At 32.6% G+C, this 24,985-nt stretch carries 23 protein-coding genes and 5 pseudogenes; 6 read left to right on the top strand and 22 right to left on the bottom strand.

Features of this window, described 5'->3' with window-relative positions; genetic code table 11:
- Positions 1-17 precede the first annotated feature (17 nt).
- From GTO82_RS03415 to GTO82_RS03355, 14 genes and pseudogenes are all read right to left on the bottom strand, one after another.
- Positions 18-1,337 carry a DUF2325 domain-containing protein gene (locus tag GTO82_RS03415; RefSeq protein WP_180873754.1) on the bottom strand — a complete coding sequence of 440 codons (1,320 nt, stop codon included), beginning with the start codon at positions 1,335-1,337 and terminating at the stop codon, positions 18-20.
- 291 nt (positions 1,338-1,628) lie between these two features.
- Positions 1,629-2,030 carry a hypothetical protein gene (locus tag GTO82_RS03410; RefSeq protein WP_023599445.1) on the bottom strand — a complete coding sequence of 134 codons (402 nt, stop codon included), beginning with the start codon at positions 2,028-2,030 and terminating at the stop codon, positions 1,629-1,631.
- 3 nt (positions 2,031-2,033) lie between these two features.
- Complete coding sequence (locus tag GTO82_RS03405; RefSeq protein ID WP_180873752.1) at positions 2,034-2,213, bottom strand: 2-hydroxymuconate tautomerase; 180 nt, start codon at positions 2,211-2,213, stop codon at positions 2,034-2,036.
- A 52-nt stretch (positions 2,214-2,265) separates the two neighbouring features.
- On the bottom strand, positions 2,266-2,823 hold the full coding sequence (locus GTO82_RS03400) for an ECF transporter S component (protein ID WP_180873750.1): 558 nt from the start codon (positions 2,821-2,823) through the stop codon (positions 2,266-2,268).
- 3 nt (positions 2,824-2,826) lie between these two features.
- On the bottom strand, positions 2,827-3,660 hold the full coding sequence (locus GTO82_RS03395) for a pyridoxamine kinase (protein WP_180873749.1): 834 nt from the start codon (positions 3,658-3,660) through the stop codon (positions 2,827-2,829).
- The gene (locus GTO82_RS03390; protein ID WP_011162274.1) at positions 3,657-4,118 is read right to left on the bottom strand and encodes a DUF7679 family protein; all 462 of its coding nucleotides are present in this window, start codon (positions 4,116-4,118) and stop codon (positions 3,657-3,659) included. Before GTO82_RS03390 ends, GTO82_RS03395 begins: the two co-directional genes overlap by 4 nt.
- Positions 4,119-4,138: 20 nt before the next feature.
- On the bottom strand, positions 4,139-4,792 hold the full coding sequence (locus GTO82_RS03385; protein WP_014567287.1) for a glucose-6-phosphate 1-dehydrogenase family protein: 654 nt from the start codon (positions 4,790-4,792) through the stop codon (positions 4,139-4,141).
- 22 nt (positions 4,793-4,814) lie between these two features.
- On the bottom strand, positions 4,815-6,611 hold the full coding sequence (locus tag GTO82_RS03380; RefSeq protein WP_180873747.1) for a DUF2207 domain-containing protein: 1,797 nt from the start codon (positions 6,609-6,611) through the stop codon (positions 4,815-4,817).
- Positions 6,612-6,809: 198 nt separating this feature from the next.
- Positions 6,810-7,709 (bottom strand): alpha/beta hydrolase, encoded by a 900-nt coding sequence (locus GTO82_RS03375; protein ID WP_180873746.1) that lies wholly within the window; start codon positions 7,707-7,709, stop codon positions 6,810-6,812.
- Between the two features lie 14 nt (positions 7,710-7,723).
- A complete protein-coding gene (locus tag GTO82_RS09710) occupies positions 7,724-8,116 on the bottom strand; it encodes a helix-turn-helix transcriptional regulator (RefSeq protein WP_260983182.1) in 393 nt (130 codons plus the stop codon).
- 142 nt (positions 8,117-8,258) lie between these two features.
- Positions 8,259-8,600, bottom strand: coding sequence for an AraC family ligand binding domain-containing protein (locus GTO82_RS09705; RefSeq protein WP_260983181.1), 342 nt, complete (start codon positions 8,598-8,600; stop codon positions 8,259-8,261).
- Positions 8,600-9,504 (bottom strand): annotated as a pseudogene (locus GTO82_RS03365) (ROK family protein). Before GTO82_RS03365 ends, GTO82_RS09705 begins: the two are co-directional and overlap by 1 nt.
- Before the next feature lie 187 nt (positions 9,505-9,691).
- Entirely contained in the window at positions 9,692-10,369 is a 678-nt protein-coding gene (locus tag GTO82_RS03360) for a class A sortase (protein ID WP_180873744.1), read from the bottom strand.
- Positions 10,370-10,371: 2 nt separating this feature from the next.
- Positions 10,372-10,626, bottom strand: a complete 255-nt coding sequence (locus GTO82_RS03355; RefSeq protein ID WP_180873742.1) for a hypothetical protein — start codon at positions 10,624-10,626, stop codon at positions 10,372-10,374.
- Positions 10,627-10,810: 184 nt separating this feature from the next.
- Between GTO82_RS03355 and GTO82_RS03350 the strand changes: the two genes are divergently transcribed.
- The 3 genes from GTO82_RS03350 to GTO82_RS03340 all read left to right on the top strand — a co-directional run bounded on the left by GTO82_RS03350 (position 10,811) and on the right by GTO82_RS03340 (position 12,619).
- A complete protein-coding gene (locus GTO82_RS03350; RefSeq protein ID WP_061400444.1) occupies positions 10,811-11,449 on the top strand; it encodes a TetR/AcrR family transcriptional regulator in 639 nt (212 codons plus the stop codon).
- A 126-nt stretch (positions 11,450-11,575) separates the two neighbouring features.
- Positions 11,576-12,127 carry a TetR/AcrR family transcriptional regulator gene (locus GTO82_RS03345; RefSeq protein WP_135352026.1) on the top strand — a complete coding sequence of 184 codons (552 nt, stop codon included), beginning with the start codon at positions 11,576-11,578 and terminating at the stop codon, positions 12,125-12,127.
- Between the two features lie 102 nt (positions 12,128-12,229).
- Positions 12,230-12,619, top strand: coding sequence for a hypothetical protein (locus GTO82_RS03340; protein WP_023599435.1), 390 nt, complete (start codon positions 12,230-12,232; stop codon positions 12,617-12,619).
- Between the two features lie 180 nt (positions 12,620-12,799).
- Here GTO82_RS03340 and GTO82_RS03335 read toward each other — a convergent pair whose 3' ends face one another.
- Together GTO82_RS03335 and GTO82_RS03330 are read right to left on the bottom strand one after the other, a co-directional pair.
- The gene (locus GTO82_RS03335) at positions 12,800-14,116 is read right to left on the bottom strand and encodes a C1 family peptidase (RefSeq protein ID WP_180873740.1); all 1,317 of its coding nucleotides are present in this window, start codon (positions 14,114-14,116) and stop codon (positions 12,800-12,802) included.
- 159 nt (positions 14,117-14,275) lie between these two features.
- Positions 14,276-14,641 carry a pyridoxamine 5'-phosphate oxidase family protein gene (locus GTO82_RS03330; RefSeq protein ID WP_004895383.1) on the bottom strand — a complete coding sequence of 122 codons (366 nt, stop codon included), beginning with the start codon at positions 14,639-14,641 and terminating at the stop codon, positions 14,276-14,278.
- Between the two features lie 482 nt (positions 14,642-15,123).
- On the opposite strand from GTO82_RS03330, the pseudogene GTO82_RS03325 reads away from it, so the two are divergent.
- Positions 15,124-16,271, top strand: a pseudogene (locus tag GTO82_RS03325) (ABC transporter substrate-binding protein); the annotation flags it as partial.
- An 86-nt stretch (positions 16,272-16,357) separates the two neighbouring features.
- On the opposite strand, the gene GTO82_RS03320 reads toward GTO82_RS03325, so the two are convergent.
- Positions 16,358-16,795, bottom strand: coding sequence for a MerR family transcriptional regulator (locus GTO82_RS03320; RefSeq protein WP_180873738.1), 438 nt, complete (start codon positions 16,793-16,795; stop codon positions 16,358-16,360).
- A 175-nt stretch (positions 16,796-16,970) separates the two neighbouring features.
- Between GTO82_RS03320 and GTO82_RS03315 the strand changes: the two genes are divergently transcribed.
- Both GTO82_RS03315 and GTO82_RS03310 read left to right on the top strand, forming a co-directional pair.
- Entirely contained in the window at positions 16,971-18,443 is a 1,473-nt protein-coding gene (locus GTO82_RS03315; RefSeq protein ID WP_180873737.1) for an MDR family MFS transporter, read from the top strand.
- Positions 18,443-18,999, top strand: a pseudogene (locus tag GTO82_RS03310) (DUF4811 domain-containing protein). The gene GTO82_RS03315 and the pseudogene GTO82_RS03310 overlap by 1 nt, the downstream one beginning before the upstream one ends.
- 48 nt (positions 19,000-19,047) lie before the next feature.
- Here the strand turns inward: GTO82_RS03310 and GTO82_RS03305 are convergent.
- From GTO82_RS03305 to glmS, 5 genes and pseudogenes are all read right to left on the bottom strand, one after another.
- Complete coding sequence (locus tag GTO82_RS03305; protein WP_180873735.1) at positions 19,048-19,836, bottom strand: glycosyltransferase family A protein; 789 nt, start codon at positions 19,834-19,836, stop codon at positions 19,048-19,050.
- 103 nt (positions 19,837-19,939) lie between these two features.
- A pseudogene (locus GTO82_RS03300) lies at positions 19,940-21,645 on the bottom strand (IS1182 family transposase).
- Positions 21,646-21,930: 285 nt separating this feature from the next.
- Positions 21,931-22,519 (bottom strand): annotated as a pseudogene (locus GTO82_RS03295) (Fic/DOC family protein).
- Positions 22,512-22,931 carry a hypothetical protein gene (locus GTO82_RS03290; protein WP_180873734.1) on the bottom strand — a complete coding sequence of 140 codons (420 nt, stop codon included), beginning with the start codon at positions 22,929-22,931 and terminating at the stop codon, positions 22,512-22,514. Before GTO82_RS03290 ends, GTO82_RS03295 begins: the two are co-directional and overlap by 8 nt.
- A 145-nt stretch (positions 22,932-23,076) precedes the next feature.
- Positions 23,077-24,888 (bottom strand): glutamine--fructose-6-phosphate transaminase (isomerizing), encoded by a 1,812-nt coding sequence (glmS, locus tag GTO82_RS03285; protein ID WP_180873732.1) that lies wholly within the window; start codon positions 24,886-24,888, stop codon positions 23,077-23,079.
- Positions 24,889-24,985: the final 97 nt, after the last annotated feature.

Below are 24,985 nucleotides of genomic sequence, written 5' to 3'. Positions count from 1 at the left end.
AGTTTCATCTCCCATTCCTAATTATTTTTTAACATTTTATATTCTAATTGCTGGTTTCCTTCATAAGCCGGCATGCCATTTTCTGCTCTATACAAAGCGCGTTCAAATGCTTGATATCCTTTGCTGGAACTAACGGCAAATTTTACATGATATTTGCTTGCAAACTCTCTAATATTCCAAGTACTGTCATGAGCTGCAAAAGCTGTTACCAAGATTACAATATCTAAATCTTTAATTTGATTTTCAATTACCTTTTTCTTTCCTTCAAAAGCATCGATTGGAATTGCAATACCATTGTAGCGATTAACAATACCTTCTAAAATTGCTTCGTTTTGATTGTCTCCAACCGCAATCCCAACTCTTTGATAATGCAAATTCATATCTAATTGTGCCAGTTTCTGCGTGTTTTCTCGACTTGACTTTTCTTTTTTAGTTTTAGAAATCCGTTTTGGTTGCTCAGTTTCATAGATCCATCGAATTTGAACGGCACTAGCTGGATCTTTCTTAAGTCTTACATCACCGGTATACCAAGCTAAGTCAACAATCGAACCATCTTCTAGATGTACACTTCCATTTTGATAGTAACTAGAATCAAGGGCAACAATCACCGGCTTATGATTAATTGTTAACCTTTCTCCGTGAATATTACGCGAAACGCTTAGATTTCCCGGACTTCCTTGTACTACACCGTACTTAAAATCTTCTATTATATCATAATCACGGCTGCGCAATTTTCTATAGCCGACAACTCGTAAAACCTCAGCTTCATTTAAGCCATCCGATAAAGGTATAGCTTCAACAATATCGCCGCTCTTTAAGTTTAAGTCATGTATTTGACTTTCATTAACCTCAAAAACTACTTCTCCATTATCATTGATTAGATCTGCACCCTTCAATGCACGAATAACTGTATAACGTCTTCCCTTGCGATAGTCACGTACTTTTTCTTTTTTAGGCTTTAATGCTTCTTCAAAAATTTTTCTATTTACTACACTACTCGTTTCTTCGGATGATTGAATTGCTTGATCAAGCTGCCCTAGTTGTTTTCCAAAATTAGCAGTAATATTTTGATCAAAAGTTAATTTATGTAGTGCGCCTAAAGCTGTCTTTTTAGCATCTTTATTGCCAGGATGCTCAATTAATTTAGTTATTCCTTGCAAAAAAGTATTTATTTGGGCAATAATTTTTGGATCAAGTTCACCGCCAGTTACCCTTTCACTGCTTTCCCCTGTCATTCCCAGGACTAACTTAATTGCATTCAAGCTATTTTTAAGGCTCTTTTCGTCGCCTTCTGTACTATTTAATATTCTTTTTAAATTATTTCGATAGTCAAACATTTTAACCACTTTCTTACTTACTTTTTATCTATTATAGCGATTTAATAATATTCAATTCAAAATTTCTTTATCAATTCTATCAATAAAGTGATATATTAAAGGTAAAAAATAAAAAGTGAGGAAAAATCATGACTAAGTACACTGTTAAATTATCTGAAGAAGATTACCAAATGTTAAAAGATTGTCATTCAAAGAATCCTTCAATCATGAAGGCATTAGAAGAAGCCAAAAAAGAAGATTAGACTAAACAAAAAAATCGTGATTAGTTAATTGCTAATCACGATTTTTTATTTATTTTTTGGACGCTCTTCGACTAAAAAGCAACATTCCAACTAAAGTACCTATAATTAAGTCAATAATTACTGGAATAATCATAAACTTTCCTGAATTAACCATAAACATATCAAGAGCTGCCCAAATTATTCCAACCAGGATTCCTTTATACAGATACTCCCACTTAAACTTAAATTTTGGTTGATCTACGCTCAGCCAAACACCAGCTAAAATAAAACCTAAAAATAAGCTTATAACGATAAGAATTACAAACAGACTAATTACTCTAGCAGTTGGTAAGGTGCGTAGGTTTGAAAAATCAGTTAGACTTTCAAAGCTAAAAAATAAAAGATAAACAAACCAGACTGTACTAAAAATTAATCCCAGTTTTATTAAGCGATTAATAGAAAACTTTTTCAATTTTTAAGCCCTCCATTCGCCGCCTTGACCATAAGTATGTTTATCAAGTTCATTAATAATTACATGAATATGTTCTTTTGGAGCACCAGTATTCTTATGAACAGCTTCGGTGATATCTTTCATCATTTGAGTAAGTTGTTTATCACTTCTACCCTTAATTAGCTCTACATGTACAAATGGCATTTAAAATTCCTCCTTTTTATCTTTAATCAAAATTATAACAAATCTATTTTAATTAAGCAGTCCTTCTTAAAATTCTCCTTGCACCATCACGGACTGCAAAGTATAAGATTGGGGTACAAATTGCTGTCGAAATCGAATTGATGATCGTTGCCGGCAAACTAACAAAAGAGCTAACTAAAGCCACATTTAAACTAGTTCCTACCATTAAAGCTTCTACAATTGAGACACAGTAAGTAGTAAAAATTTTCGTAATTCCAGCAATAATTCCTAAAATAATAATATTTTTCCTACTATCTTGATAGTGCATCCCCTTATATACTGCCGTTAAAACACTTGCAACTACTACGACTTCTAGTATTGTTAACCACGAAGTTGCAGCGTAACCATTAAGCAAGTCAAAGCCGCCCAATCCAATAATCCCAGCTAGCATTCCATTACGATAACCTAAATATAAAATTGCAACAGCCGTTAACGTATTACCAAAATGAATAAATGGACGCCCTACTAAAGCAGGAACTGGGATTCTTAAAACCCAAACACCCAAATAAATTATTGCCGCAAATAATCCAGTCATAATTATTGAAACTAATGAATTTTCTCTTGTGCGCATTTATTATTTCTTTCCTTCCACTTTGTTCATTAACCAAGATAGGGCACCTGCGTAGTTAGGTCCCAAGCGTTTATCTTGACTTAGATCAGTCTTTTCAATCGCCAATTTAACAAAATCACCTGCTATTTGTGCACTTTCTTTTAATGAATACCCAGCTAAAATTCCTGCTAATAAGCTGCTTGCAAACATATCTCCAGTGCCAAAAAATGAGCGGGTAATTTTTTCATTTTCTATTACGAAAATTTTACTATCATTTGCTAATCCAACCATCTTCACTTTATTTTCTAAGAAAATGCCAGTAATTACCAGACCATCTAACTTAGACTTTTCTTTTAACTCGCCAGCAATTTCTTTAATTTCATTTATTGAAAAATTTCTATATTCCTTATTCAGTAATAGACATGCTTCAGTTAAATTTGGAGTTAAAATAGTCGCGCGCTTTGCAAGTTCGCGCATTTTTTCTACATATTCTATATCTAAGCCGCTATATAACTTTCCTGAATCTGCCATTGCTGGATCAAGCAGTATTAATAAGTCAGTATTTCTAAAATCAGAAATATGCTCAATCCAAAAATCAATGGCATTTCTTCCCAAATAGCCTAAGTATAAATTTTTAAAAGTAATTTTTTCATCTTGCCAGTGAGCAATAATTTTACTCATTTCATTATTTAGCGCCAAAAAGGTATTATTACCAAATCCACCAGTATGAGTAGATAAAATTGCTGTTGGTAAAACATCTGGCTGATATCCACATGCACCTAAAATTGGTAAGGCAACGCTTAGAGAGACCTGCCCAAGACAAGACAAATCTTGACTAATTAAAAGTTTTTCCTTCATTTTATTTTTCTTTCTAACTTAAGTCGTTTTTTCTTAATACCATATCGCTTCGAATTTAACTCAGCTTGTAATAACTTATTATGCCAATAAATTAAGGCTACTTTAATTGCTAAACGATTATACCAACAATAATCATGCTTTAAATAATTAAATGAATCTTTAAGATCCAGTAAGTGCTCTGCTGTAACAAATTGATTTCGACTCCAGTGCCAGTCCGCTGCACCATTTTTTCGAATTCTAATTTTTTCAATCCGGCCAACCGTTAATCTTGCTCGTCCCCTAATATACTTACTCCGAGCTACAGTAATATAATTACCAATCATCGTTTTTTTCCAGAATTGATTATGTTTCTTTTCGATAAAAAGAGCTCGTCTTAATACTTTACTTAGACAATACCATTCTTTATTACCATTTGAGAGTTCGATTAAACACCAAATATATTCATGTCTTTTTTGCAAATTTTCCCCAACTTTTTTACTTAACTTAATTTTTCATATAAAGGAATTAAATCATTGATTCCTTCTATAATAAATTTCTCCATATTATCAACATTATCATGATCACGAAAGGCAAACTTTCCTAGTAAAAAGCTACTTTTGATAGCCTCCTGATCAAATTGAGTTTTCTTTTCATAATCGCTCAGATATTCTGCTAAAGCTAAATGGTTGCTGAATTCCATTTCATTTTTATCCCACAAATACCAGTTTGAAATATCTAAACTAGAACCCCACTTTGAAATATCAGTTAAAAGCGTATTGTATTCACTCACAGTTCCCTGATGCTTATCACTCTTATAATATTGAAACATCAAATAAACCTGTAATTGCTTCTTATCAAGCATGACGCCAATACAAGGATTATAGTCTGCTAAGGAAGTTAAGCGATAACTGGCCCAAAAATGATCTCTTAAATTCCATCCATTAGTCCAGCTTTCAACATGAACTTTTGCAAATTTTCCTGTCGGTAGTTGTTCTGCCACATTTAATTGAACTGTTTTCCAAATTTGCCAGACACCTTTAAATTCTTGTTTAATTGTATCTATTTCTTCTGGTGTTTTATTAACTTTTAATTTTTTAAAAGAAAATTCTTCTTGGTCAAATATCTCATACATTTTATTAGTTAAAACTGTCATTCTTTTCTCCTATAATCAATCTTTAAAAGGCACCTCCTCCGCTGCCACCACCAAAGCCACCTGATGAACCGCCTGAAAATCCGCCAGATCCACCAGAAGCAGAAGAATTTAAGTTAGCACCTGAGTCAAAGCTAGAACTAAAGTTACTTGCAAAACCATCTTTCCCATCACTGTAAAAAGCACCCCAGAATAATAGATTTGTATCGTCAATTTCATCTGCAAATTCTAGTTTCAATTGTTTTAATACTTTTTTAGATACACCAAGAGCAACGGCATATGGCATTATTTCTTCCCACAAGATCAGTTCTCCAATATCACGCATCTTGAAATTACCAATTTCATCTAGCATTTTCTTAAATCCGCGAACTTGATTAGTTACTTCTGCTCCTCTTGCTGTATAAGCTGATAATTTCTTCTTATTATAAACAACTGCCAAAATTGCCAGTACTAATAAAATTGCAGCACATATAAACAAAGCAATATTTTCCTCATTCGAAAAGAAGGCGCTGAACATTGCAATACCACTCAAGATTAGTAAAGTCACCATCAAAATTGAATTAGCGTGCTGCTTATGTTCAAGCTTTTCATCAAAAAATCCTGCTCTAGTTGCTTTCTGCATTTCTTGTTCTTGCCACTTATTGAACTTCTTTCCCAACTTAGAGGAGTGGTGTTTTTTAAGTTCGTATGTTGTAAAACTCTTGCCATTGCCTACTTTATCAAATAAGTAATTTAACAAAGGTTTATTTTTTATTATATTTTTATCAATTAAAGAAATTTTGTAGTACGTTCTTTTTCTTATCTTGATAGGATCAATTTTAATCTTTTTTTGGACAGCTAATTCCATTAGAGATGCAGTTAAAGACCTAGAGCTTGGCTCATCTCCTGTATCTAAAATTTCAGCCATTACCGGTGAGACTGATGGAATCTCATAATTCCTAGCCAGTTGCTTTTCTTTTTCCGGTTTAACTCCGGACTTTTTTAAAGTAAAGCTTCTAATAATTGCTAGTAAAGAAAATAGCCCAGATATTACCAAAGCACCTAAGCCTAGGATTCTGTTTCTTTGACGCCGTTCATTAGCTTGTCGTGCAAATCTTGCTTCTTGATCTAAAACATATTCTTTATGATTTTGATCTTTAATATTCTTATTTTGATTAGTTACCTCAACAGGAAACAGACTATGGACCTCAATTCCTTCATTTCCACCTACATTAGAAGCTGTCATGATAATATTGCCTTTTTGCGGATTAACTGTAATTTGGCCAGACAAGTCTCCATGCGCCCAAGCTTTTAGGTCTTTAACTGGGCCCGGGAAGAAAATACCTACTCGTACATTATCTAGGTCTGTATCCCATCCATCTCCAATAATCTTAAAATTAAGTTCAGCTGTATCTTTCCAGTTCGTGATTGCATTTGTAATTTCATAAGTATAAATTACTGTAAATTTATCTCCATCCCTTACGCTATGCCAAACTTTAAAACGATAGCCATGATCACTATGACTTAATTCATAAGTATTATTTTCATGAGTCGCACTTGGTACTACCATTTGTGAATTTTTGTCAGCCAAAATTCTAACCTGCGGATTTTTTAATTCTTGATTATTGGCTAAATTTTGCTGATAGAAAACACCATGAGCGTCATCATCAAATTTATAGGTTATCCTTCTCTCCATAGATAATGAACCATTTGGATTGACTCGGGCTATCACATCAACATTTGTAATATCATAATTCACATCAGCCAAGGCTGGTTTAGTAAATACAATGACTGAAATTAAAAAAAGAATTATTTCAGTCATTACATAAAAAAATTTCTTCATAAAATCCTCTAACAAAAAAAGTGAGCTTTTGCTCAATTATAACTTAATACACTAAAAAAGCGCTAGATTTTATTCTAGCACTTTAATAGCAATTTAATTTAAGCAGTAACTCTTTGTTTTTTTATGAATGTATTAATAGGGCAACAACAATTCCAATATTTGAAATTATCGATAGCATCTCAACTATAGTCTTTTCTACTACTCTTTTACAATATGTCTTCTAAAAAATGCTGCTTCTTCGTCATTAGCTTCCTTCGCTAATTCATCTTTTTGATTAATTAGAAAAACATGTGGTTCGGGATGCTTTTCATCACCCCAAGATTTTTGAATAACTTCTACCCCTTTAGCCCTTAAAAATCCATCTAATCGTACTGCACAATCATGAATAAAGTCTTCATTAGCTGTTGAAATAAAGGTAGGTAAAAAATCCCCGGTAATATATTTTTCAACATCAATTAAGTCTTGATTCTTAGCACTCTTCATTACTTCTGGATCAAAGTAAGCCAAGGTAGCATCCATCATCATCCCTGAATCTTTCATAAAAGTAGCTGGTGAGTTTAAAGCAACTGCTCTGAACTTCAAATCAGGGAGGGTATAGCCAAATTTTTCTCGATATACCGGATTAGTCAAAATTGCCGTGTATTGTTCAGCCATTTGACCTCCAGCAGAATCCCCAACTAAGAAAACATTGTTTTTATCAAGATTATATTCATCTGCATGTTTTGCTACCCAGTGAATATATTCATTGACTTGATTTAGTTCTTCTGGAAACTTTACCTCTGGTCCCAACTTATAGTTAGGATTTATAAAAGCAAAGCCTCGTTTAGCCATTCCTAGTCCATAAAATTGATAGGTTTCTTTAGTACCGTAAACCCAACCACCTCCATGAATATTAATGATAATGGGAATTTTTCCTTCAATATTTTTCGGTAAATATATATCTAATAAATTCCATTTAGGATCGTTACCATATTGAATATCATCTACACGCTTTATCTCTGGAAGATCATGAGGTAACCCACTATCTCTTTTATCATCGTTCTTCTTCCAGTCAATACGCATTTTTTCAACAGCTTCTAAAATATCTTGTTCTTTCATAATCGTTTCCTCTCTTAATGAATTTGCTTTTTTATTTTGGATGCACTTTCACCATACAATTTATTAAAGGCTCGATTCATCATTCTAATACTCGAAAATCCATTATTAATTGCAATTTGGGTCAGATTATTCTTTGAATGTTTTAACTCATGATAAGCATGCTCAGCCCTGACATTATTAATATAGGTTTCTACTGTTAGTTCCATTTCTTTCTTAAAAAAACGAGCTAAATATTCTTTAGAAATATTACATTGATTAGCAATCACCGTTAAATTTAATTCTTCTTGATAATGATTATTATCGTATTGAGTAATATATTGCAATCGATTAATGATATAAATCTTTCTTCCACTGATACGTTGCTGATCGCTTTTCTCTTCGGTAAAATCACTTAAAAGTAAACACAAAATTTCATCAATTAACCTTTGCTGTTCTAAATATTTAGTAGGAATATCGAGAAAATAAACTTTGATAAATTGACCAAGTAAACTTTGTAATTTAAGGTAAGAGATTTTCTGTTTACTATCAAATTTAGTTGGATCATTAATTTTAATAATTTGATGGGCAATCGAAGGATACAGAATTTATAACATAATCATAGGGAAAAATAATTGACAAAGCTAATGCATTATCGTTTTCAAAATCATGAATACTATGTATTTCTTGAGTATTAACTATTAAAATTGTTCCGGACTCCGAGGAATAGTGTTCCTTATTAATTAAAAAATCAGCTATTCTCCCATGCTCAACATAACTTAATTCAATCCCGCGATGCCAATGCGGAGCAATATATTTTTCAGAGTTATGATCATGAAAAATAAAATACCAAACCGGTAAGAGATCTGTAGGAACAACTATTTCATGTTGCTTTATTTTTTTACCATATGTCATTATAGTTTTTCACCATTTACATGTATAAAAAGATTATACAAAGCACCATAGAGGTTAGCTCCATTCTTAAATTTAGCCTCTATGATTTTCGGCCGAGTGAAAGTTTCTCTAATTAATGTATTACCAGCTAAAACCTTATCATATGCTTGGTTAATTCCTTCTACAACAATAGGCTGTGCAGAAATACCGCCGCCAATGGCAATCGCATCTAAATCAACAACTGCTTGAATATCAATAATAATGGTAGCTATTCTCTTGCAATATTCAGCAAAAATTTTTCTAGCCTCTTCTTTCCCCTTATTAATAGCTTCAAAAGCTGCTAAACCATCCATTTCATCTTCATTATTAATTGCACGGTTTACCTTTTTTATCATTTGAACTGCAGAAGCATAACCGCCGGCAAACCCATTAAAACCTGCTTCGTTCATATTAAGTTGCAAAAAGCTTAATTCTCCTGCCTGAAAGTGTGCTCCATTTAAAAGTTGTCCATTTACAATTATTCCTCCTCCAACTCCTGTTCCTAAGGTAATTGCGGCACAATTCTTCATGTCTTTTAAACTTCCAAGCCAATTTTCAGCCAATGCACTAGCCTTACATCATTAATTACTGCAACTGGAATATTGTATTTTTGATACCTTTCGGCAAAATCAATTCCATCAAGGAAGGGTAAAGCCCCATCAAAATGAATTTTTGTATGGGCAATCTTTCCTAGGGCACAAAATGCCAATCCCTTTACTCCCTTTTTGATATATTTTTCTACAATCTGATCAATATTTTCCAGAAACTGATCCTTTTTTTGAGAATTCTTTATTTTTCCTTCTTCAATAATATGTCCCCCATTGTCCAATTCTGCATATTTTACATTTGTTCCCCCAATATCAATACTTAGATAGTTCTTCTTCATTTTTATCCTCTCCCTAAATGTTTAGCGCTTACATTAAACATTTTATGGTGTATTTTCATCTAAAACAAGCCAATTATTGATATTTTTTATTCCAAAGATTGATACACGAGCAACTAATTCATTGCAAGACAAAAGGCTTACTTTTGAATAAAATCAAAAAATTGAATTTTTGCTTTTCTTATAAGAACTATGTTTTAGCTTGGATTATAACATTCTTCCTCTTAAGGAAAGTTTTTACAGAAGAACCTACTTTTGAAAATTTATATGTCTTTCTTAGCGTAGCTCTAACCAAAATTCGTTTTTTATTATCATTTGTACAAGTCAACATAGTTAAAAAATTACTCTTAGAATTAAGTGCTAGATTGACCTGAGTTGGAAAGATAATACGAACTGATTCTATTTTATATTCTTTTACTAACTTAAAATCAGTAATAAAAACCTCCCTATCAATCAGTTTATTATTTGCAAGTGGTGAAAATAACGCCTTACTAAACGATCCGAGGTTGTGTGCCCCAATAATAATATTTGAATTACTATCTATTTTTCTTTTGACTAACATCCCTGCACCAAATTGATAGACAGCATCATTCGTATTTTCCGCTACCGGAACCTCCATATTTAAACTAGGAACAATAAGAACTTCCTGATATTTAATATCATTCTTAAAAAATTGTCTTATTAAAGATAATATCGTTATATATTTAACGGAATTCCAATCATTTATCCCATTATTTTGCAAACTATTCTGACTATTGATTTTGGGTTGGTAGCAATCAATAATCCAACTTTCTAAAATTGAGCTGAAAAAACCGATTCCAATAAAAAATGCTCCAATTAATAGAAGACGATATATAACTTTTTTCATCCTCATGATTCTTTTTTATTCTCAAGGGATGTACTGATAAAATCAATGCAATTTACAATTGGGAAACTTAAAATTGCATAGCCAAAATTCCTTAATCTATCACTTCTCTTATCATAAGTAACATATGGTAATTTTTTAGTGGTATAAACCGATTTTTCATGCAATACTTTACGTTGAAGATCGTTACCAAAATTAATAGCAAAAGATATAAGAATGAGTAGGATACTTCCTAAGTACCAAAGTTTTCTATGTTTCATAAAATTTTCTCCCTATAACCTCTATCAGTTGATTTCCCAAGAATTATAGCAAGCTATTAGTAATAAATTATCTCTTTTACTTAGATACATACACAAAGTAAACGTGGTAAACAACATATGCCAAAAGTAAATACAATGGTAATCTTTACTAATAGAGCTAGATAAGTAATGAGAGGAAAATTTTATGGATTTTCGAAGTATAAATACTAGAAATAGAATTTTTAGAGGATTTATTAAAGTATTAGAAGAAAAGCGTTTTAGTGAATGTACAACTTCTGACATTCTTAACTACGCAGAAATTAGCAAGAAGACCTTCTATAATTACTACAAAAATAAGCAGGAATTATTAGAAGATCTAGAAAACGAATTATTAGTGGGCTTATGGAAGGCTTTGGAAACTGATCGCGCCGAACTACAAAAAATCGAAATTAATAACTCTACCCAAAAAATTAGAATAGCAGCAAAGTCAGCCTTTAACTCCACTTTAGACTATTGTGACTTGCATCGAGAAGAATTAGTCTCTCTCCTTTCTTCTAATGGAGATATTTCTTTTCATAATGAAATCGTCAGAATAGCAAATAAGGAATTTGATCTTCGTTGTCCTCACTTATTTAACATTGATCCCAAAACTTGTACTGGCCCAGAATTAAGTACGTATGCCGTTTTTAAAATAATATATGTAGATGCTATTAAAAATGCCCTAATTCTTTGGTTAACTCATTATGATGACATGACTTTAACAGATATCAAATCTTTAACTGCCTTAGTACAAACTAGTTCGCCTGTTGAATTGATGAAAATTCTTTCTCAAAAGCAAAACTGAAATAATTTTGTAGAAAGTAAACATCATATGCCAAACTTACATCTACAGACAATTTAATTTGACAATGTCTTTCTCCAAAATTAACTTTATTGATGGAAATTAAGAGACAGGAAGGCAAGTTAATATATGGATATAAGAATTAATAGCACTTTAGAACAAATTCAGTATGGTCTATTTGAGACAATGAAAGCAATTCCTTTTAGAAAACTTACAAACCGTGATATAATAAAAAATTCTCATGTTAGCTCTCGAACATTCTATCGATATTTTAAGGATAAAAATGACTTGCTAGAGAAAGTTGAGGACAATCTTATTTCTGATCTTATGATTTTTTTAAAAAAGGATCGTAAAATGCTAGAAAAAAATAAGCTTCTTAACATAGACGCAAATAGTTATCATCATACTTTAACGTTTTGTGCAAAGAAGCGAAAAGAGATTCTCCTTCTTCTTTCCCAAAATGGAGATATTGGTTTTCTAATCAAAATAAAAAATTTGGGAAGAGAGGAACTAAAAAAAAGATTTGAATTAACAAATCGAAAAATCGAAAATAATTTTTATCTAGACAACACCGTAGATAAGAATCTAAATGTGGTTATCAACTGGCTTATCTATTATGACAATCTTTCAAAAAACAATATTAGCAAATTATTAGCTCAATCCAGTCTGCAAAATCTTTAAACTTTACGTAAACAAAGTGTGTCGATTATAAACCGATAGATTGTTGAGTCGAAGATATATTTTCCACTAAGATAAAAAAGGTATTAGAGGTGTGTAAGAAAAATGAAAAATATAATTATACTCAACAATGAAAAAGAATTAATAAATCAAATTCAAGTTTTGCTTGAAGAAGATCGAAAAAGCCTAGAAACTATCAATGGTATAATAGCTGAAACAAAAAAGAAGACAGTTACCCTATCTTCTTACTCAAATACATTCAAATATTTCAAAAAAAATCGTAATTACATTTTATGGTTGTTCTACGAAAATAATCAATCCTGGCTACAAATAAGAGAAATTTTTGAAAAAGATCAGGAAAAAAGGATCAACCTTATTTTTCAAAAAATGTGTCTAGGTAAGACACCAATCTATTGTGTTCCCAGTCAAATTTGGGTAAAATACCAGACTGATAAAATTATAGACTATTTAATACAACAACTACGCTATAAATAGACGCCGGAAAATCAAATGTACGCTCTTAGGATGATCATTTAGATTTCTTACCCTACTTTTACCTAGTAAAAAGACTTTCTTTCTGTAATTCAATAAGCCAGAAAGAAAGTCTTTTTATAATTTAAACTTATTTATTTAACATATACTTTTGCTAATCAGACCAAAGATAAGTTCGATTTATTATAGTCCAATGTGTTCCCAAGGTTTTAAGTCAATAGCTGGCTCTTCCCAGAGTTTAACTAAATCGTCAGACAAATATTTCTTATCAACAACGACATCATACACATATTCTTCAAACCACTTCTGGCTCATTTCGTAGAATCCTTTATGGCCATACTTATCACCCCAAGAATTTTCTACTTTCCATTTGCGAATTTCGCCATTATCTTCATCTACACCGACTAAGGTCATATCATGGGTTGCAGCTCCTTCACCAGTAGCTAAACGATCTGCTTTACTCATTTGAGTATCAACACTAAATAGATCATCCGTTTTGTATAATTCAGTATCAAGAAAACCAGTCTTACGTTCCATCTGCTTTAAAACGTCATTTCCAAAAATAACTGCTTTTCCATCTTTTAATTGTGCTGCAGCTGCTCTTGCTAACACTTCAATTGGTACATTTAGGCCAGTAATCGGAGTACCACCAGCCACATTATCGTATAAACCTTGGTGATAGCGTCTGTTGTAATCATAATTAGGTGAATTCAATAAAACAACGTAATCATCCCAATTAAAGTCTTTTAAATATTTTTCAGCAAATTGACGTGGCGTTAAATCCTTTTCTAAATGATATTTCTTATCGTCGTCTCGGTACTCTAAATCAAATTTCTTAGGTGGCTCACCCAAAGCAACTGCTGCCATTCGGTAAACCTCATTTAAAAATTCCCTCTTAGCTTTTTCAGCTTCTTCTAGCTTACCTTCTTGAACTAATTTACGAAGTACCAAAGCATCTTTTCTTTCTTTACGAGCTAAGGAATCGATTAAAGCACTAGTATTATTTGAAGTTGCATTTTCTGGCATTGCATATGATGGAACAACACCATATTTTTTAACCAGATTAATAGCCATTTGCCACAATCCACCATCTTGACCTGCAAAGTCAAACCAAGTTTCGACTTCACGATCATCAATTGGTTTATCAGCTAAGCGAATCATACTATCATAAAAAGCATTTGCTCTCTCAATCTTATCCCAAAAGAAATTATAAGCTTGTGAGAAAGTAAAATCTTTAACATGATACTTTTGGCCAAAATGATGACGCAAAACATTTAAAGTAGCAAATTCCCAACAACGTCCAGAATGCTTTTGATCAGTAACTCCACCGATATCTAATTCAGTTGAAAAAGTGTGATTTAATCGCTTTGAAACTTCATCATTAAATGATGCTTCAAATAATCCACTTCGACGTGCAGCTCTAGAAGCAATTTTATTTTTATCATTTTTGTTAAAGTCTGCAGAAAAAGCCGCTAATTCTTGTTCAGATAAGGCACCCATTATATCTCTCCTTTTGTCTTCATCAATTTAATTAATTTTAATCTTACATTAATATAGAAAATAAGCAAGTTTTATAACAAAAAAGACTAAGTATTCTTAAATACCTAGTCTCTTTATTAAATAATTTAAAATGTAGACAGAAAAATATCTTTTCTATAATTATTCAAAAATTTCATCAATATCAAGTACTACTACAAATGCGTTTGGCGTATCGGTACCAGAAACAATCTTCTTTGCATATTCATCATCTTCATGAACATGTGGCGTAGCCAAAACTTGAACAGCAGTATGGGATGGTACATCAGCTGCTACTAATGCTACTTTTGAACCATTTTTAATATTTTCAAAAGCTGCACCTTTAGTTTTTTCAAGATATTGCATATGAGATGGGTCTAATACTGTCATTGAACCTTTAGGACCAACTTGTGGATTGCCATTTTCATCAACAGTAGCAATGTAAACTAAATTGTTCTTAAAAAGGTCAGCTTGTTTATCAGTTAATTTATTTGTGTTTAATTTTTTCATAGTATATAGTTCCTTTCTACTACTAATCAATTATAAGTATAGGCCTATTTAATAAAAAAATCTTCTTTTTTGCTCAAATTTTTATAATATTTAATTAAATTAAATAACATTTATATCAAAGATTTATATTTATAAATGCGTTTTTCTTTTTTATTATCTAATTTAATGAATTACAATTAATAACATATAGTTTATGGAGAAGCAGCTTTTATTTAGCTAATAGTCGAATTTTTTATCTTCTGGAATTTGTTGATAAAAGTCATATTTATATAAATAAAAAATTATATTAAAAATAAGAAAAATATAATTTTTTGTTAACTTATTTTCAAAGCAGCGTAATATTATGGTCACAAACATTATTATCAAACAGCTTTGATAAGGAAAAGTAATTAGGAAATCGTCTTTCAGAGAATTTCTGGTTGGTGTGAAGAAATAGATAGGCTCTTAATGAAAATCACCTTTGAGCGTAAACTACGATTTAGAGTGGTTTTTATTGGGAACATGCCGCTCCTTATCACTATTTGAAAAAAGTACCATTCGAAAAATTAGTATCTAGTGATCAAGTTAGAAAGCATCCCCTCTACTTTGGTCCCTACAAGATGGATAAAACAGTTCAGGGTCAGTCAACTAGCTGGTCTAGAAATCCATATTATTGGCGTGGAAAACCTAATTTTGCTCATATCTACATGTCAAATATTACTAATTCAAATGTTTCCCAAGCAATCAAAAGCCACAAATTTGATGTAGCCAGTGTTTTAGACTCTCAATGGCTACAAGTAAAAAATACTAAAGGAGTTAATTTTGTCGGCAAAAAACGCTTGGCTACGACTACCTAGCTTTTAAAGTTGGGAAATGGGATCAAAAATTAGGTAAAAATGTAGAAAATCCCCATGCTAAAATGAATAACCCTGCTTTAAGAAAAGCAATGGCTTATGCTATGAATGTAGATGTTATTAATAATCGTTTTTATCATGGCTTAAAATTCAAAGTTAATTCACTAATTCCGTCACAATTTACGCCATATTACGATAAAAATATCCCTACTTACTCTTACAATTTAAACAAAGCTAATGAATTATTAGATAAAGCTGGCTACAAAAAAGCTCCTGGTGCTCTTTACAGACGTCAGCCTAATGGTAAGCCTCTAGTAATTAATATAGCTGTGCGTGGATCAGGCGAAAACAGCGAGGCTATCTGGCGCAACTATATCCAGCAATGGAAAAAAGCTGACTTAAACGTTAAGTTTCTCGGTGGTCGCCCAATGGAATTTAATCGTTGGGTTGCCGTAGTTAAATCCAGTGATCCAAAAATTGATGTGCTTGAAGGAAGTTGGGGCGCTGCTGGTGACCCTTCTCCAAGCGTATTTTATGGTAAAAAAATGCCATATAACTTTGCCCGCTTTGTGTCTCCAACTAATACTAAACTTTTAGATGAAATTGATTCTGCCAAATCCTTTGATAAAAATTATCGAGTACAAAAGTTCTATGAATGACAAAGATGGATGTACAATAAAGCTTACGTCGTTCCAACTAGTGGAGCTTACTCTGTTACTGCAGTTAAAAGTAAGGTTACGGGATGGTCGTTAAAACCATCCGCTAATGTTTGGTATGAAGCCGGCTTTAGCAAATAATTCGTAAATCACAACTAATCATCATATATAACTTTAATATCGACTTGTCCTAAAAATGAAGTATCTATAAACGGATACTTCATTTTTTATTTGTCAATTTTTAGATATCGACCCTGCTCATCGACTACGCCTTTAACATGATATTTTTGACCATTTTGTACTAAAAGCTCTCCTAAATCTATTTCACCGTACGCTTTATCTGCATCCGTAATAGTTACATCATTAAAAGTATGTTCAAAAAAGTTTCTCACAATTTTACTTTTTATTTTAATATCTTTTGAGCGCTCAAACGCTGCTGACAAAGTAAATCCCTGATCAAGTTGAGTTTTAATAAAAATAATTAAATATAAAGTTGAAAGAGTATATCTTCTAACTCCACTTTGATTATCAGAGACTGGTTTAATATATCCCTTTTCTTCCCAATAACGTAATTGTCTTTGAGAAACGCCAACTGTTTTGCTAACTTCGCCAATTCCTACTTCAATATTTTGAAACACATTATGAAATATTTTTTTTGATTCCATTTTTTTGTCCTTAAATCTTATAATCTCCATTCTAGTTTAAAAGCTTATGACAGTTTTAGCAACATATATGTCAAAGATGATTACATATTTGTAAGATTATTTGACAATTTTTTCTTTAAGACTATAGTTTTTATAGTTAAATTTTAATATTAATAATTTAGAAAGGATCTTCAAAATGGATAAACAGCCCACCGATATTCATGGAAAGTCCTATAATCGAAACTTATTAGTTCTAGTTTTAATTATTGGTTCTTTCTGTACCGTCTTAAACGGGACATTGCTTGCTACTGCTCTACCTTCAATAATGCGTTTCTTTCATATCAGTACTGCAACTGCTGAATGGCTTTCAACAGCATTTTTATTAGTCAATGGAGTAATGATTCCAATCTCCGCATGGCTAATCAATCGTTTTGGATCAAGAAAAATGTACTTGAGTGCAATGTCTGTTTTCTTTATTGGAACGGTTATTGCAGCAATTGCACCGAACTTTGGAACTTTACTTGCCGGCAGAATTATTCAAGGATTAGGTGTTGGAGTCACGATGCCTCTTCTTCAAACCATTATGCTTTCTATCTTTCCAGCTAATAAACGTGGAGCTGCCATGGGAACTGTTGGGATTGTTATCGGCTTAGCCCCTGCTATCGGCCCAACTTTATCTGGATGGATCGTTGATAATCTTTCTTGGCGCTACTTATTTAGTATTATTGCTCCAATTGCTGGCGTGGTTATTGTATTAGCCTTCTTTTTAATTAAAGATGTACTCCCTACTAAAAAAGAAAAAATTGATATTTTATCTGTAACAACTTCTACTGTTGGATTTGGGAGCTTACTTTACGGTTTCTCTGAGGCCGGCAATAAAGGTTGGACTAATCCAGAAATTCTAATGTTTATTGGGGTAGGGATAGTATTTGTCATCCTCTTTGGTCTTCGTCAATTGAAGATGTCAGATCCTTTCTTAGATATTACTGTGTTTAAACATTTTGAATTTTCTTTAGCAGCAGTCCTGAGTGGTATTACAAATTTGGCCATGGTTGGTATTGAGATGGTGCTACCTTTATATATTCAAAACTTACGGGGAGTATCGGCCTTTCATTCAGGTTTAATGCTTTTGCCAGGTGCCCTAATGATTGGAATTATGTCACCAATTACGGGACGTCTATTTGATAAATATGGTGCCCGCAAGATGGCTATTACGGGAATGACCCTTTTGACCCTAGGTACAATCCCATTTGTATTCTTGACTGAACAAAGTTCCTATACCATGATTATTATTTTATATGCAATCAGAATGGTCGGAGTAGCCTTAGTTATGATGAATGTTACTACTTCTGGAATGAACTCATTACCTTTGGACAAGATTTCCCACGGAACTGCAGTAAACAATACATTTAGACAAGTTTTAAGCTCAATTGGTACTGCTATTTTAGTTTCTGTTTTAACTACTACGACTAACAACAACATGCCAAGTAAAGAACTGCTGAAAACTTTACCACTTCAATATAAAACTCAAGCTATTAATGCTACTTTAAATGGATTCCATGCTTCATTTGCGATGAGTATTGTCTTTGCTTTAATTGCTTTAGTTCTTGCTTTCTTCCTAAAGAAAGGTAACCGTGCCCGTGAAAATCAAGAAGAGGTGAATGGATAATGATAATTGTAATTTTAATCTTAGCGGCAATTTTATTTATTTCAACGTCATTCCTGGTAAAGGCCATACTATAATATCCTGGCTTTCCTTAATTGCTACATCGCTTTGTATCGTGGGGATCGTTGCACATGATTATAATCATTGGGAAATGAAGACTGAAACACAAATAAGTAAACAAAGTTTAGTCTCAAGTGCGCGCCCTAATCTTCCCCTTCTACTTTATCAACCCCTAGGTAACGGTACAGAAAAAGTATACTTATATAAAACTAGCAATGAACAAAAGAAACCAAAGGCTATTAAACTAGATAAAGTATCAGCAAAGATTAAGCATAGCGAGCAAGCTAACCTTCAAATAGAAATAACTCGCTATGTTTACCGAAATAATTTTAGTCGAATTATGTTTGGAGTCTTTAGTCATAATAATGAACTCAAACAGAGAAAATATATTTTTACCATTCCATCAAGCTGGAAAGTAATTTCAACTAAAGATATGCAAAAATTACAAAAGCAAATGCAAGAAAAAATGCAGACTCAAAAAGCAACCTCTATTCATTAATTTATATCTATATCCTAAAAAGGAAACGTCTATCTGGACGTTTCTTTTTTACTTTTCTTTTCTATTTTCATAGGCAACAATTTTACTTGCTAAAGAGAATTCTTTATCTAAGTCTTTCAAATAAAGATCATTTTCATTTTTACCAACATTCTTATTAAATAAGCCCTGCGCTTGTGTATCAGGAATTCCTTCACGCATTTTTTCTATTTTTAAACTACATACTACTGTTGGCACATTCGATAATACCTCGACTAATTTTAACCATAAATCATCTACTGTAATGTAGTGCTTAATATAATCTAAATTAAATAATAGCTTTTTATCTAATAGATGAGGTGGGTATAAAACACTGCCGGCCCCTGTAGCTAATAATTTCATCGATGGCTGTTCATACCTTTGACTGCACCAATTCCAATTATCATATGCTTTAATTGATCCGTCATCATTAAATGTTATTTCATGTGCTCTTCCTGTAACAATACATTTAGGAAATTTTAAGTATGTTTTATATAACTCTGATAGCATTTCTTTATAGTAAATAACAACATCATCTACTGTAACAATAATATCGTCAGGAAACTCTTGCATAGCATAATAATACTTTTTATGCGGCTTCAAATCTAAGGGGATGAATTTATATTCAATACCTTTATCTCGTAATTCAAGAAGAGATGTTGGAAGATGGCTTTCTGTAATATCATCCGTTAGATAAACCAAAATTTTATTAGCTTTTCTAGTCTGATTGAGTAAACTTTTAAGACAGATAGATAATGTATTTAACCTATCACCATAACTTGTCAAAGAAACAATTAGCCGAGGCGTCAATGCCTTTTTCATAATGCTCATCCCTTTCAGTCTAATATTATTAATAATTATCTCTTGAAAGCGATTTATAATAAATTAATATGCCTATTATTTACTAATTTTTTTAAGACTCAATTTATAAACAAAAAAAAGTGTCTGGGAAAAAACTAATCCTCAGGTACAAAAAGACGATCAAGCCAACTCTTAATTTGAGTAGCTTGACCGTCTTTTTTTTCTATTTTTATTTGCACATAAAGCAGATCGGTCTTTGGACCATCTTCTGTGCCAATACTTACTTAAGTTCATCATCATCAAGGCTATTCCTACATCAGTTTCAACCTTCTTTTTACCTCTTAGATGAGTTCGGCGCATGCCAAAGACGTTCTTCAAATGTCCAAAAACTGGCTCGACATCATACTTTCTCATGCTGTAGATGTGCTTGCCTTCAGGACTTTGAAGAACTTCTTTTGTCTTTTCTTTTAAATACTGCCAGTTAGGATTATAACGTACTTGCCTTTGACGGCCGCTTTTTGTTTTAGCTAAGCGTTCCAATTCTGGTGTGATTTGGAATTCATCTGCTTCATATATCTTAAAATCACGAACCTGACCAGTAGAGTGGTCCTTGCGCTGGCTATAATATTTGAAATTGAATCTAACGCCGTTTTGATCTAAATAATAATCATCTTTTTCATTGTAGAACCAGTTAGACAGCCGGCTTGGATCATTTTTGTACTTTCTGGTTTGTTCCTTTTCATACATGGTGTAAGGAATGAAATACTCTTTGTCTGAATACTTTTCTTCCAGCTGTGTGTAATTATATTCACTCCCATAGCCAGCGTCGGCGACAATCTTGTCAAACTTATCTAGGACCGTCATCTGTTTCAAAAAAGGCTCCAGCGTCTTGAAATCAGTTGGATTAGGATATAAGGCAAAATCAACCACGTACTGATCCGTCGTAGCCGCTTGAATATTGTAGCCTGGCTTAAGCTGGCCGTTTTTCATGTGGTCTTCCTTCATATGCATGAAAGTCGCATCATGGTCTGTCTTGGAGTAGCTGTTGCGTCCAGCAAAAATCTTCTCGGCTTCCTCGTATTTTTTCATTCGGGGCAGATAGTCTTTTTTCAAGCGATGAAGATACTTTTTAAGTCCACGTCTTCTCGCTTTTCTAGGCGAGCCACCTGGGATAGCTTTTGGTTCTTGCTCAATTTCTTTAGTCAGTTTTTCAATTTCAGCTTCGGTTTCTTGGGCTAGTTCTGCTAAGCCTTGACTAGTTTGAACTTTTTCTTTTTCCATTGCTTTAACCACTTCTTAGGCAACCAATTCATCATAAAGCTTGACTGCTTGATCTTTTAGCTTTTCATGAAACTTTTCAACAGCTTTACGCCAAACAAAAGTATAGCGATTGGCATCCGCTTCAATCTTGGTGCCATCAATAAAGATAGTCCCTTCATTGATTAAACCCTCTTGTTCTAATAAGTTGGTAAAGTACAAAAAGCTTTTCTTAATGAGCTGATTGGCATGCTTGCTAGATCTAAAGTTATTGATGGTATGGTAAGAAATCTTTTGATGTTCTGCCAATACCATCATGGGCAGGTTTTCTTCCAACATTAATTCGATCTTTCGGCCTGAAAATACTCTTCTGGAATAAGCAAAAAGCAGAATTTTAAGCATCATGGTCGGATGATAGGCTGGACGTCCAGTTTCGGCAGTATCTCCCAATAAAACATCTTCTGGAATTGAATCGACAAACCAGCTGATAACAGTAGCTAAATGATTGTTAGGAATAGAGAAGTCTAAATTAAGTGTTAAAGCAGTTTGACCTGTGATATAATTTTGATACATTGAGATTGCCTTCTTTCATTTTGTTTTGTGGTGATTCAATAATAGCAAGGAAGGCACTTAAAGTACATAAAAAGAACGATGAAATCCAAAATGGAAATCATCGTTCTTTTTTTATGTCTGAGAATTAGTTTTTTCCCAGACACTGAACATGATCTTAATGAAGAAAAATAAATTGTTACACTTCTTAAAGGAGAAGTTTTCGGATCAGTCATCTATATCTTAGTCCATTTTTCTTCTATTGTTAAATCCAAATCTTTAATATAACAAAAATAAATTTACTTTTATTTAATTAGTAGATTTCTTTGCTTTAGCACTAACATTGATCAAATTAGCAATTTGATCAATGTCTGCATTATTTTGGGCAATAATTAACTCTTTGTTTGATCTTGGATAATCAATAACCTGGCCATGATTGGCCGCGAAAGCTTGTAAAAATAATTTACTACTTCTCCCATTTCCTTCTCTAAAGGGATGAAGATAATTTAACCTATCAAGCAAAAAAGCATAGTCAACATTTGTAAGTTCTTTTTTAGTAGATAATTGTTGTATCTTTTCGTCTATTTCTTCAATTCCAAAATTAATACGAGAATACTCTAAAAACTCTGTCTCCCCCCTTAACTAATTCATAGTCTCTAATTTGACCAGCCCAATCATAAAGCCAACCAAACATAATTTTATGAATTTTTTTCAAATCTTCAACACTAGTGATTTTTTTATTCTTTCTCAAAAAAGCTACTGCCCGAATTCCTGAGCCTAAGTATTCTTTTTGTGCTAATTCTGCCGCATCAGTAATATTGAGCTTATTTTTAAGCGTACCATTTGGATAAAGAAATTTTTGACGATACCATTCAGAATCCTTTACGGTCTCATGCATTTTCTTCACCCCAAATCCGATCAATTTCAGCTTTAATCTCCTTAGATGGATTAATTGCCTCATTAAGAAGTATTAAAATATCCTCTTCATCTGGTTGCCAACCCTCTAAGTGTTCACTTTCTACAACAAATCTAATTTGTTCATACATTTCTGGATCTTCAATATAAATGCCTTGAATCATTTGATTAGGGTCATTAATTTTCAAAGAATAAACGGGATCAAGTAATTCTAGTAAATCTCCTGGTCGCATATTTAAAGATGATGATAATGCCGATAAGATTGCGCTTGACCAATTATCTGGATTCTCATTAAGTGCATCTTCTAAATCTTTTTCCATTAAAGAATTACTTTGTGAAATATCCTTTAAGGTCAAATGATGATTTGTAAATAAAATTGATATTTTTGATAACATAGTTGTCCTCGTTCATTTTCACTTTACTATATTTATATATTTTAAATCAAAATTGGATTTTTCACTAAAGAATTACATAAAAAAATAGAGAATTAGCACCTTTAAAATCACTAATTCTCTATTTTAATAATTAATCTAAATTCAGTTATTCAACTGTAACACTCTTAGCCAAGTTACGTGGTTTATCTACATCAAGGCCCTTATCTTTAGATGCATAATATGCAAGAAGTTGAGCTGGTACAACAGTTAATAAGGCAGACATATAGTAATTAATTTCTGGTAAAACTACATTGTCGCCTTCTCTAGCAAAGTCTTTACCAGCTATAGTAACAACGTTAGCACCTCTAGAAACAACTTCTTGAATATTTCCACGAGTTAAATCAGCAGTTGCAGGATCATTAATTAAAGCAATTACTGGGGTATCTTTTTCGATAAGAGCAATAGTACCATGCTTTAATTCTGCTGCTGCAAAGCCTTCAGTTTGAATATATGAAACTTCTTTCAGCTTTAGTGCCCCTTCTAAGGCTACTGCATAATCAATTCCGCGTCCAATGTAAAAAGCATTTCGAGACTTAATTAGGTATTTATCAGCAATTTCTTTTAGACTTTCTTTACTATCAACAAGTTGCTGCATCCCTTCTGCCGCAATAGCTAAATCATGCTTTAAATTCCAATCTTTAGCTTCTGCTTTATTAAGTGCTTCGCCCAATGCCTTAGCTAGAACTGCTTGAACAGCAATTTGCGCAGTGTATGCCTTAGTAGATGCAACTGCAATTTCAGGACCAGCTTCTAAGAGCATAGTGTAGTCTGCTTCTCTTGATAAGGTTGAGCCTTCTACATTAGTGATGGTTAAACTTGGGATATTACGCTTATTAACTTCTTTCAAAACAACACGAGAATCAGCGGTTTCTCCTGACTGAGTTAAGAAAATAAAGAATGGATTCTTACTCATCATTGGGAAGTGATAACCAGCTTCTGAGGCCAAACCAACTTCAGTTGGGATTCCAGTATAATGCTCTAACATTGTCTTACCAACTAAACCAGCATGATAGCTCGTCCCAGCAGCGTAAATATAAATACGATCTGCTTTTGAAATAGAATCAATAATTTTTGGATCAACCTTAACGTCATCATTTTCATCAAAATAAGTTTGAGAAATTTTACGCATTACACTTGGTTGTTCATCAATTTCTTTGAGCATATAAAATTCGTAAGTTCTCTTTGAGGCTGCATTAGGATCAATATCCAATACATGGGGCTTACGCTCAACCTTTTCACCATCAACTGTTTCGATTGTGTAAGAATCTTTAGTAATGTCACCAACATCACCATCTTGTAAATCAACAAAAGTTTTGGTTTGATCTAGAACAGAAATTGCATCAGAAGCAATAATATTGAAACCATCGCCAAGACCTAACATCATTGGTGACTTGTTTTTAGCAATAAAAACATGCTCTGGTTCAGTGTTATCAACTAAAAGGAAGGCATATGAACCCTTGACTAATTTTAAAGCTTCTTTAAACGCAGAAAAGCCATCTAAATTCTTCTCACGCGCAATCTTACTAATTAATTGGACAACCACTTCAGTATCAGTATTAGAGTGGAGTTTTACTCCTTGTAAGTATTTTTCCTTTAATTCTGCATAATTTTCAATAACACCATTATGAACTAGATAAAAACGCTTAGTCTCATCAAAGTGAGGATGCGCATTATCAACTGTTGGTTTACCATGTGTAGCCCAACGAGTATGTCCAATTCCAACTAAACCTTGTTCATCAGGAGTTAATTTTTCTTTTAAGTTAGAAATTCTACCTACTGCTTTAGTTAGATATTCATTCCCATTTAAGTCATTTAAATACATACCTGCAGAATCGTAACCACGATATTCTAAGTTAGTTAAGCCATTTAAAATAATATCTCTAGCAGGTTTTCCAACAACACCAACAATTCCACACATAAGTTTTTCTCCTTTGGTATAGTTCATTTTATTTAAATGGACTATATTTATTTTGTTGTTATATTAGCAATAATAACCCTATTAAATAAATTGGTCA

The sequence above is a fragment of the Lactobacillus johnsonii genome (assembly GCF_013487865.1).
Classification (GTDB): Bacteria; Bacillota; Bacilli; order Lactobacillales; family Lactobacillaceae; genus Lactobacillus; species Lactobacillus johnsonii_A.
Note: the sequence above shows the minus strand (reverse complement) of the source record. Positions and strands in the feature narration are given on the sequence as shown.

Bases quoted from the DNA above. Each gene is read 5' to 3' on its own strand.
- GTO82_RS03415 (WP_180873754.1), bottom strand. From the start codon at position 1,337: ATGTTTGACTATCGAAATAATTTAAAAAGAATATTAAATAGTACAGAA.
- GTO82_RS03405 (WP_180873752.1), bottom strand. From the start codon at position 2,213: ATGCCATTTGTACATGTAGAGCTAATTAAGGGTAGAAGTGATAAACAA.
- GTO82_RS03400 (WP_180873750.1), bottom strand. From the start codon at position 2,823: ATGCGCACAAGAGAAAATTCATTAGTTTCAATAATTATGACTGGATTA.
- GTO82_RS03395 (WP_180873749.1), bottom strand. From the start codon at position 3,660: ATGAAGGAAAAACTTTTAATTAGTCAAGATTTGTCTTGTCTTGGGCAG.
- GTO82_RS03385 (WP_014567287.1), bottom strand. From the start codon at position 4,792: ATGACAGTTTTAACTAATAAAATGTATGAGATATTTGACCAAGAAGAA.
- GTO82_RS03380 (WP_180873747.1), bottom strand. From the start codon at position 6,611: ATGAAGAAATTTTTTTATGTAATGACTGAAATAATTCTTTTTTTAATT.
- GTO82_RS03375 (WP_180873746.1), bottom strand. From the start codon at position 7,709: ATGAAAGAACAAGATATTTTAGAAGCTGTTGAAAAAATGCGTATTGAC.
- GTO82_RS09705 (WP_260983181.1), bottom strand. From the start codon at position 8,600: ATGACATATGGTAAAAAAATAAAGCAACATGAAATAGTTGTTCCTACA.
- GTO82_RS03360 (WP_180873744.1), bottom strand. From the start codon at position 10,369: ATGAAAAAAGTTATATATCGTCTTCTATTAATTGGAGCATTTTTTATT.
- GTO82_RS03355 (WP_180873742.1), bottom strand. From the start codon at position 10,626: ATGAAACATAGAAAACTTTGGTACTTAGGAAGTATCCTACTCATTCTT.
- GTO82_RS03350 (WP_061400444.1), top strand. From the start codon at position 10,811: ATGGATTTTCGAAGTATAAATACTAGAAATAGAATTTTTAGAGGATTT.
- GTO82_RS03345 (WP_135352026.1), top strand. From the start codon at position 11,576: ATGGATATAAGAATTAATAGCACTTTAGAACAAATTCAGTATGGTCTA.
- GTO82_RS03340 (WP_023599435.1), top strand. From the start codon at position 12,230: ATGAAAAATATAATTATACTCAACAATGAAAAAGAATTAATAAATCAA.
- GTO82_RS03335 (WP_180873740.1), bottom strand. From the start codon at position 14,116: ATGGGTGCCTTATCTGAACAAGAATTAGCGGCTTTTTCTGCAGACTTT.
- GTO82_RS03330 (WP_004895383.1), bottom strand. From the start codon at position 14,641: ATGAAAAAATTAAACACAAATAAATTAACTGATAAACAAGCTGACCTT.
- GTO82_RS03320 (WP_180873738.1), bottom strand. From the start codon at position 16,795: ATGGAATCAAAAAAAATATTTCATAATGTGTTTCAAAATATTGAAGTA.
- GTO82_RS03315 (WP_180873737.1), top strand. From the start codon at position 16,971: ATGGATAAACAGCCCACCGATATTCATGGAAAGTCCTATAATCGAAAC.
- GTO82_RS03305 (WP_180873735.1), bottom strand. From the start codon at position 19,836: ATGAAAAAGGCATTGACGCCTCGGCTAATTGTTTCTTTGACAAGTTAT.
- GTO82_RS03290 (WP_180873734.1), bottom strand. From the start codon at position 22,931: ATGTTATCAAAAATATCAATTTTATTTACAAATCATCATTTGACCTTA.
- glmS (WP_180873732.1), bottom strand. From the start codon at position 24,888: ATGTGTGGAATTGTTGGTGTTGTTGGAAAACCTGCTAGAGATATTATT.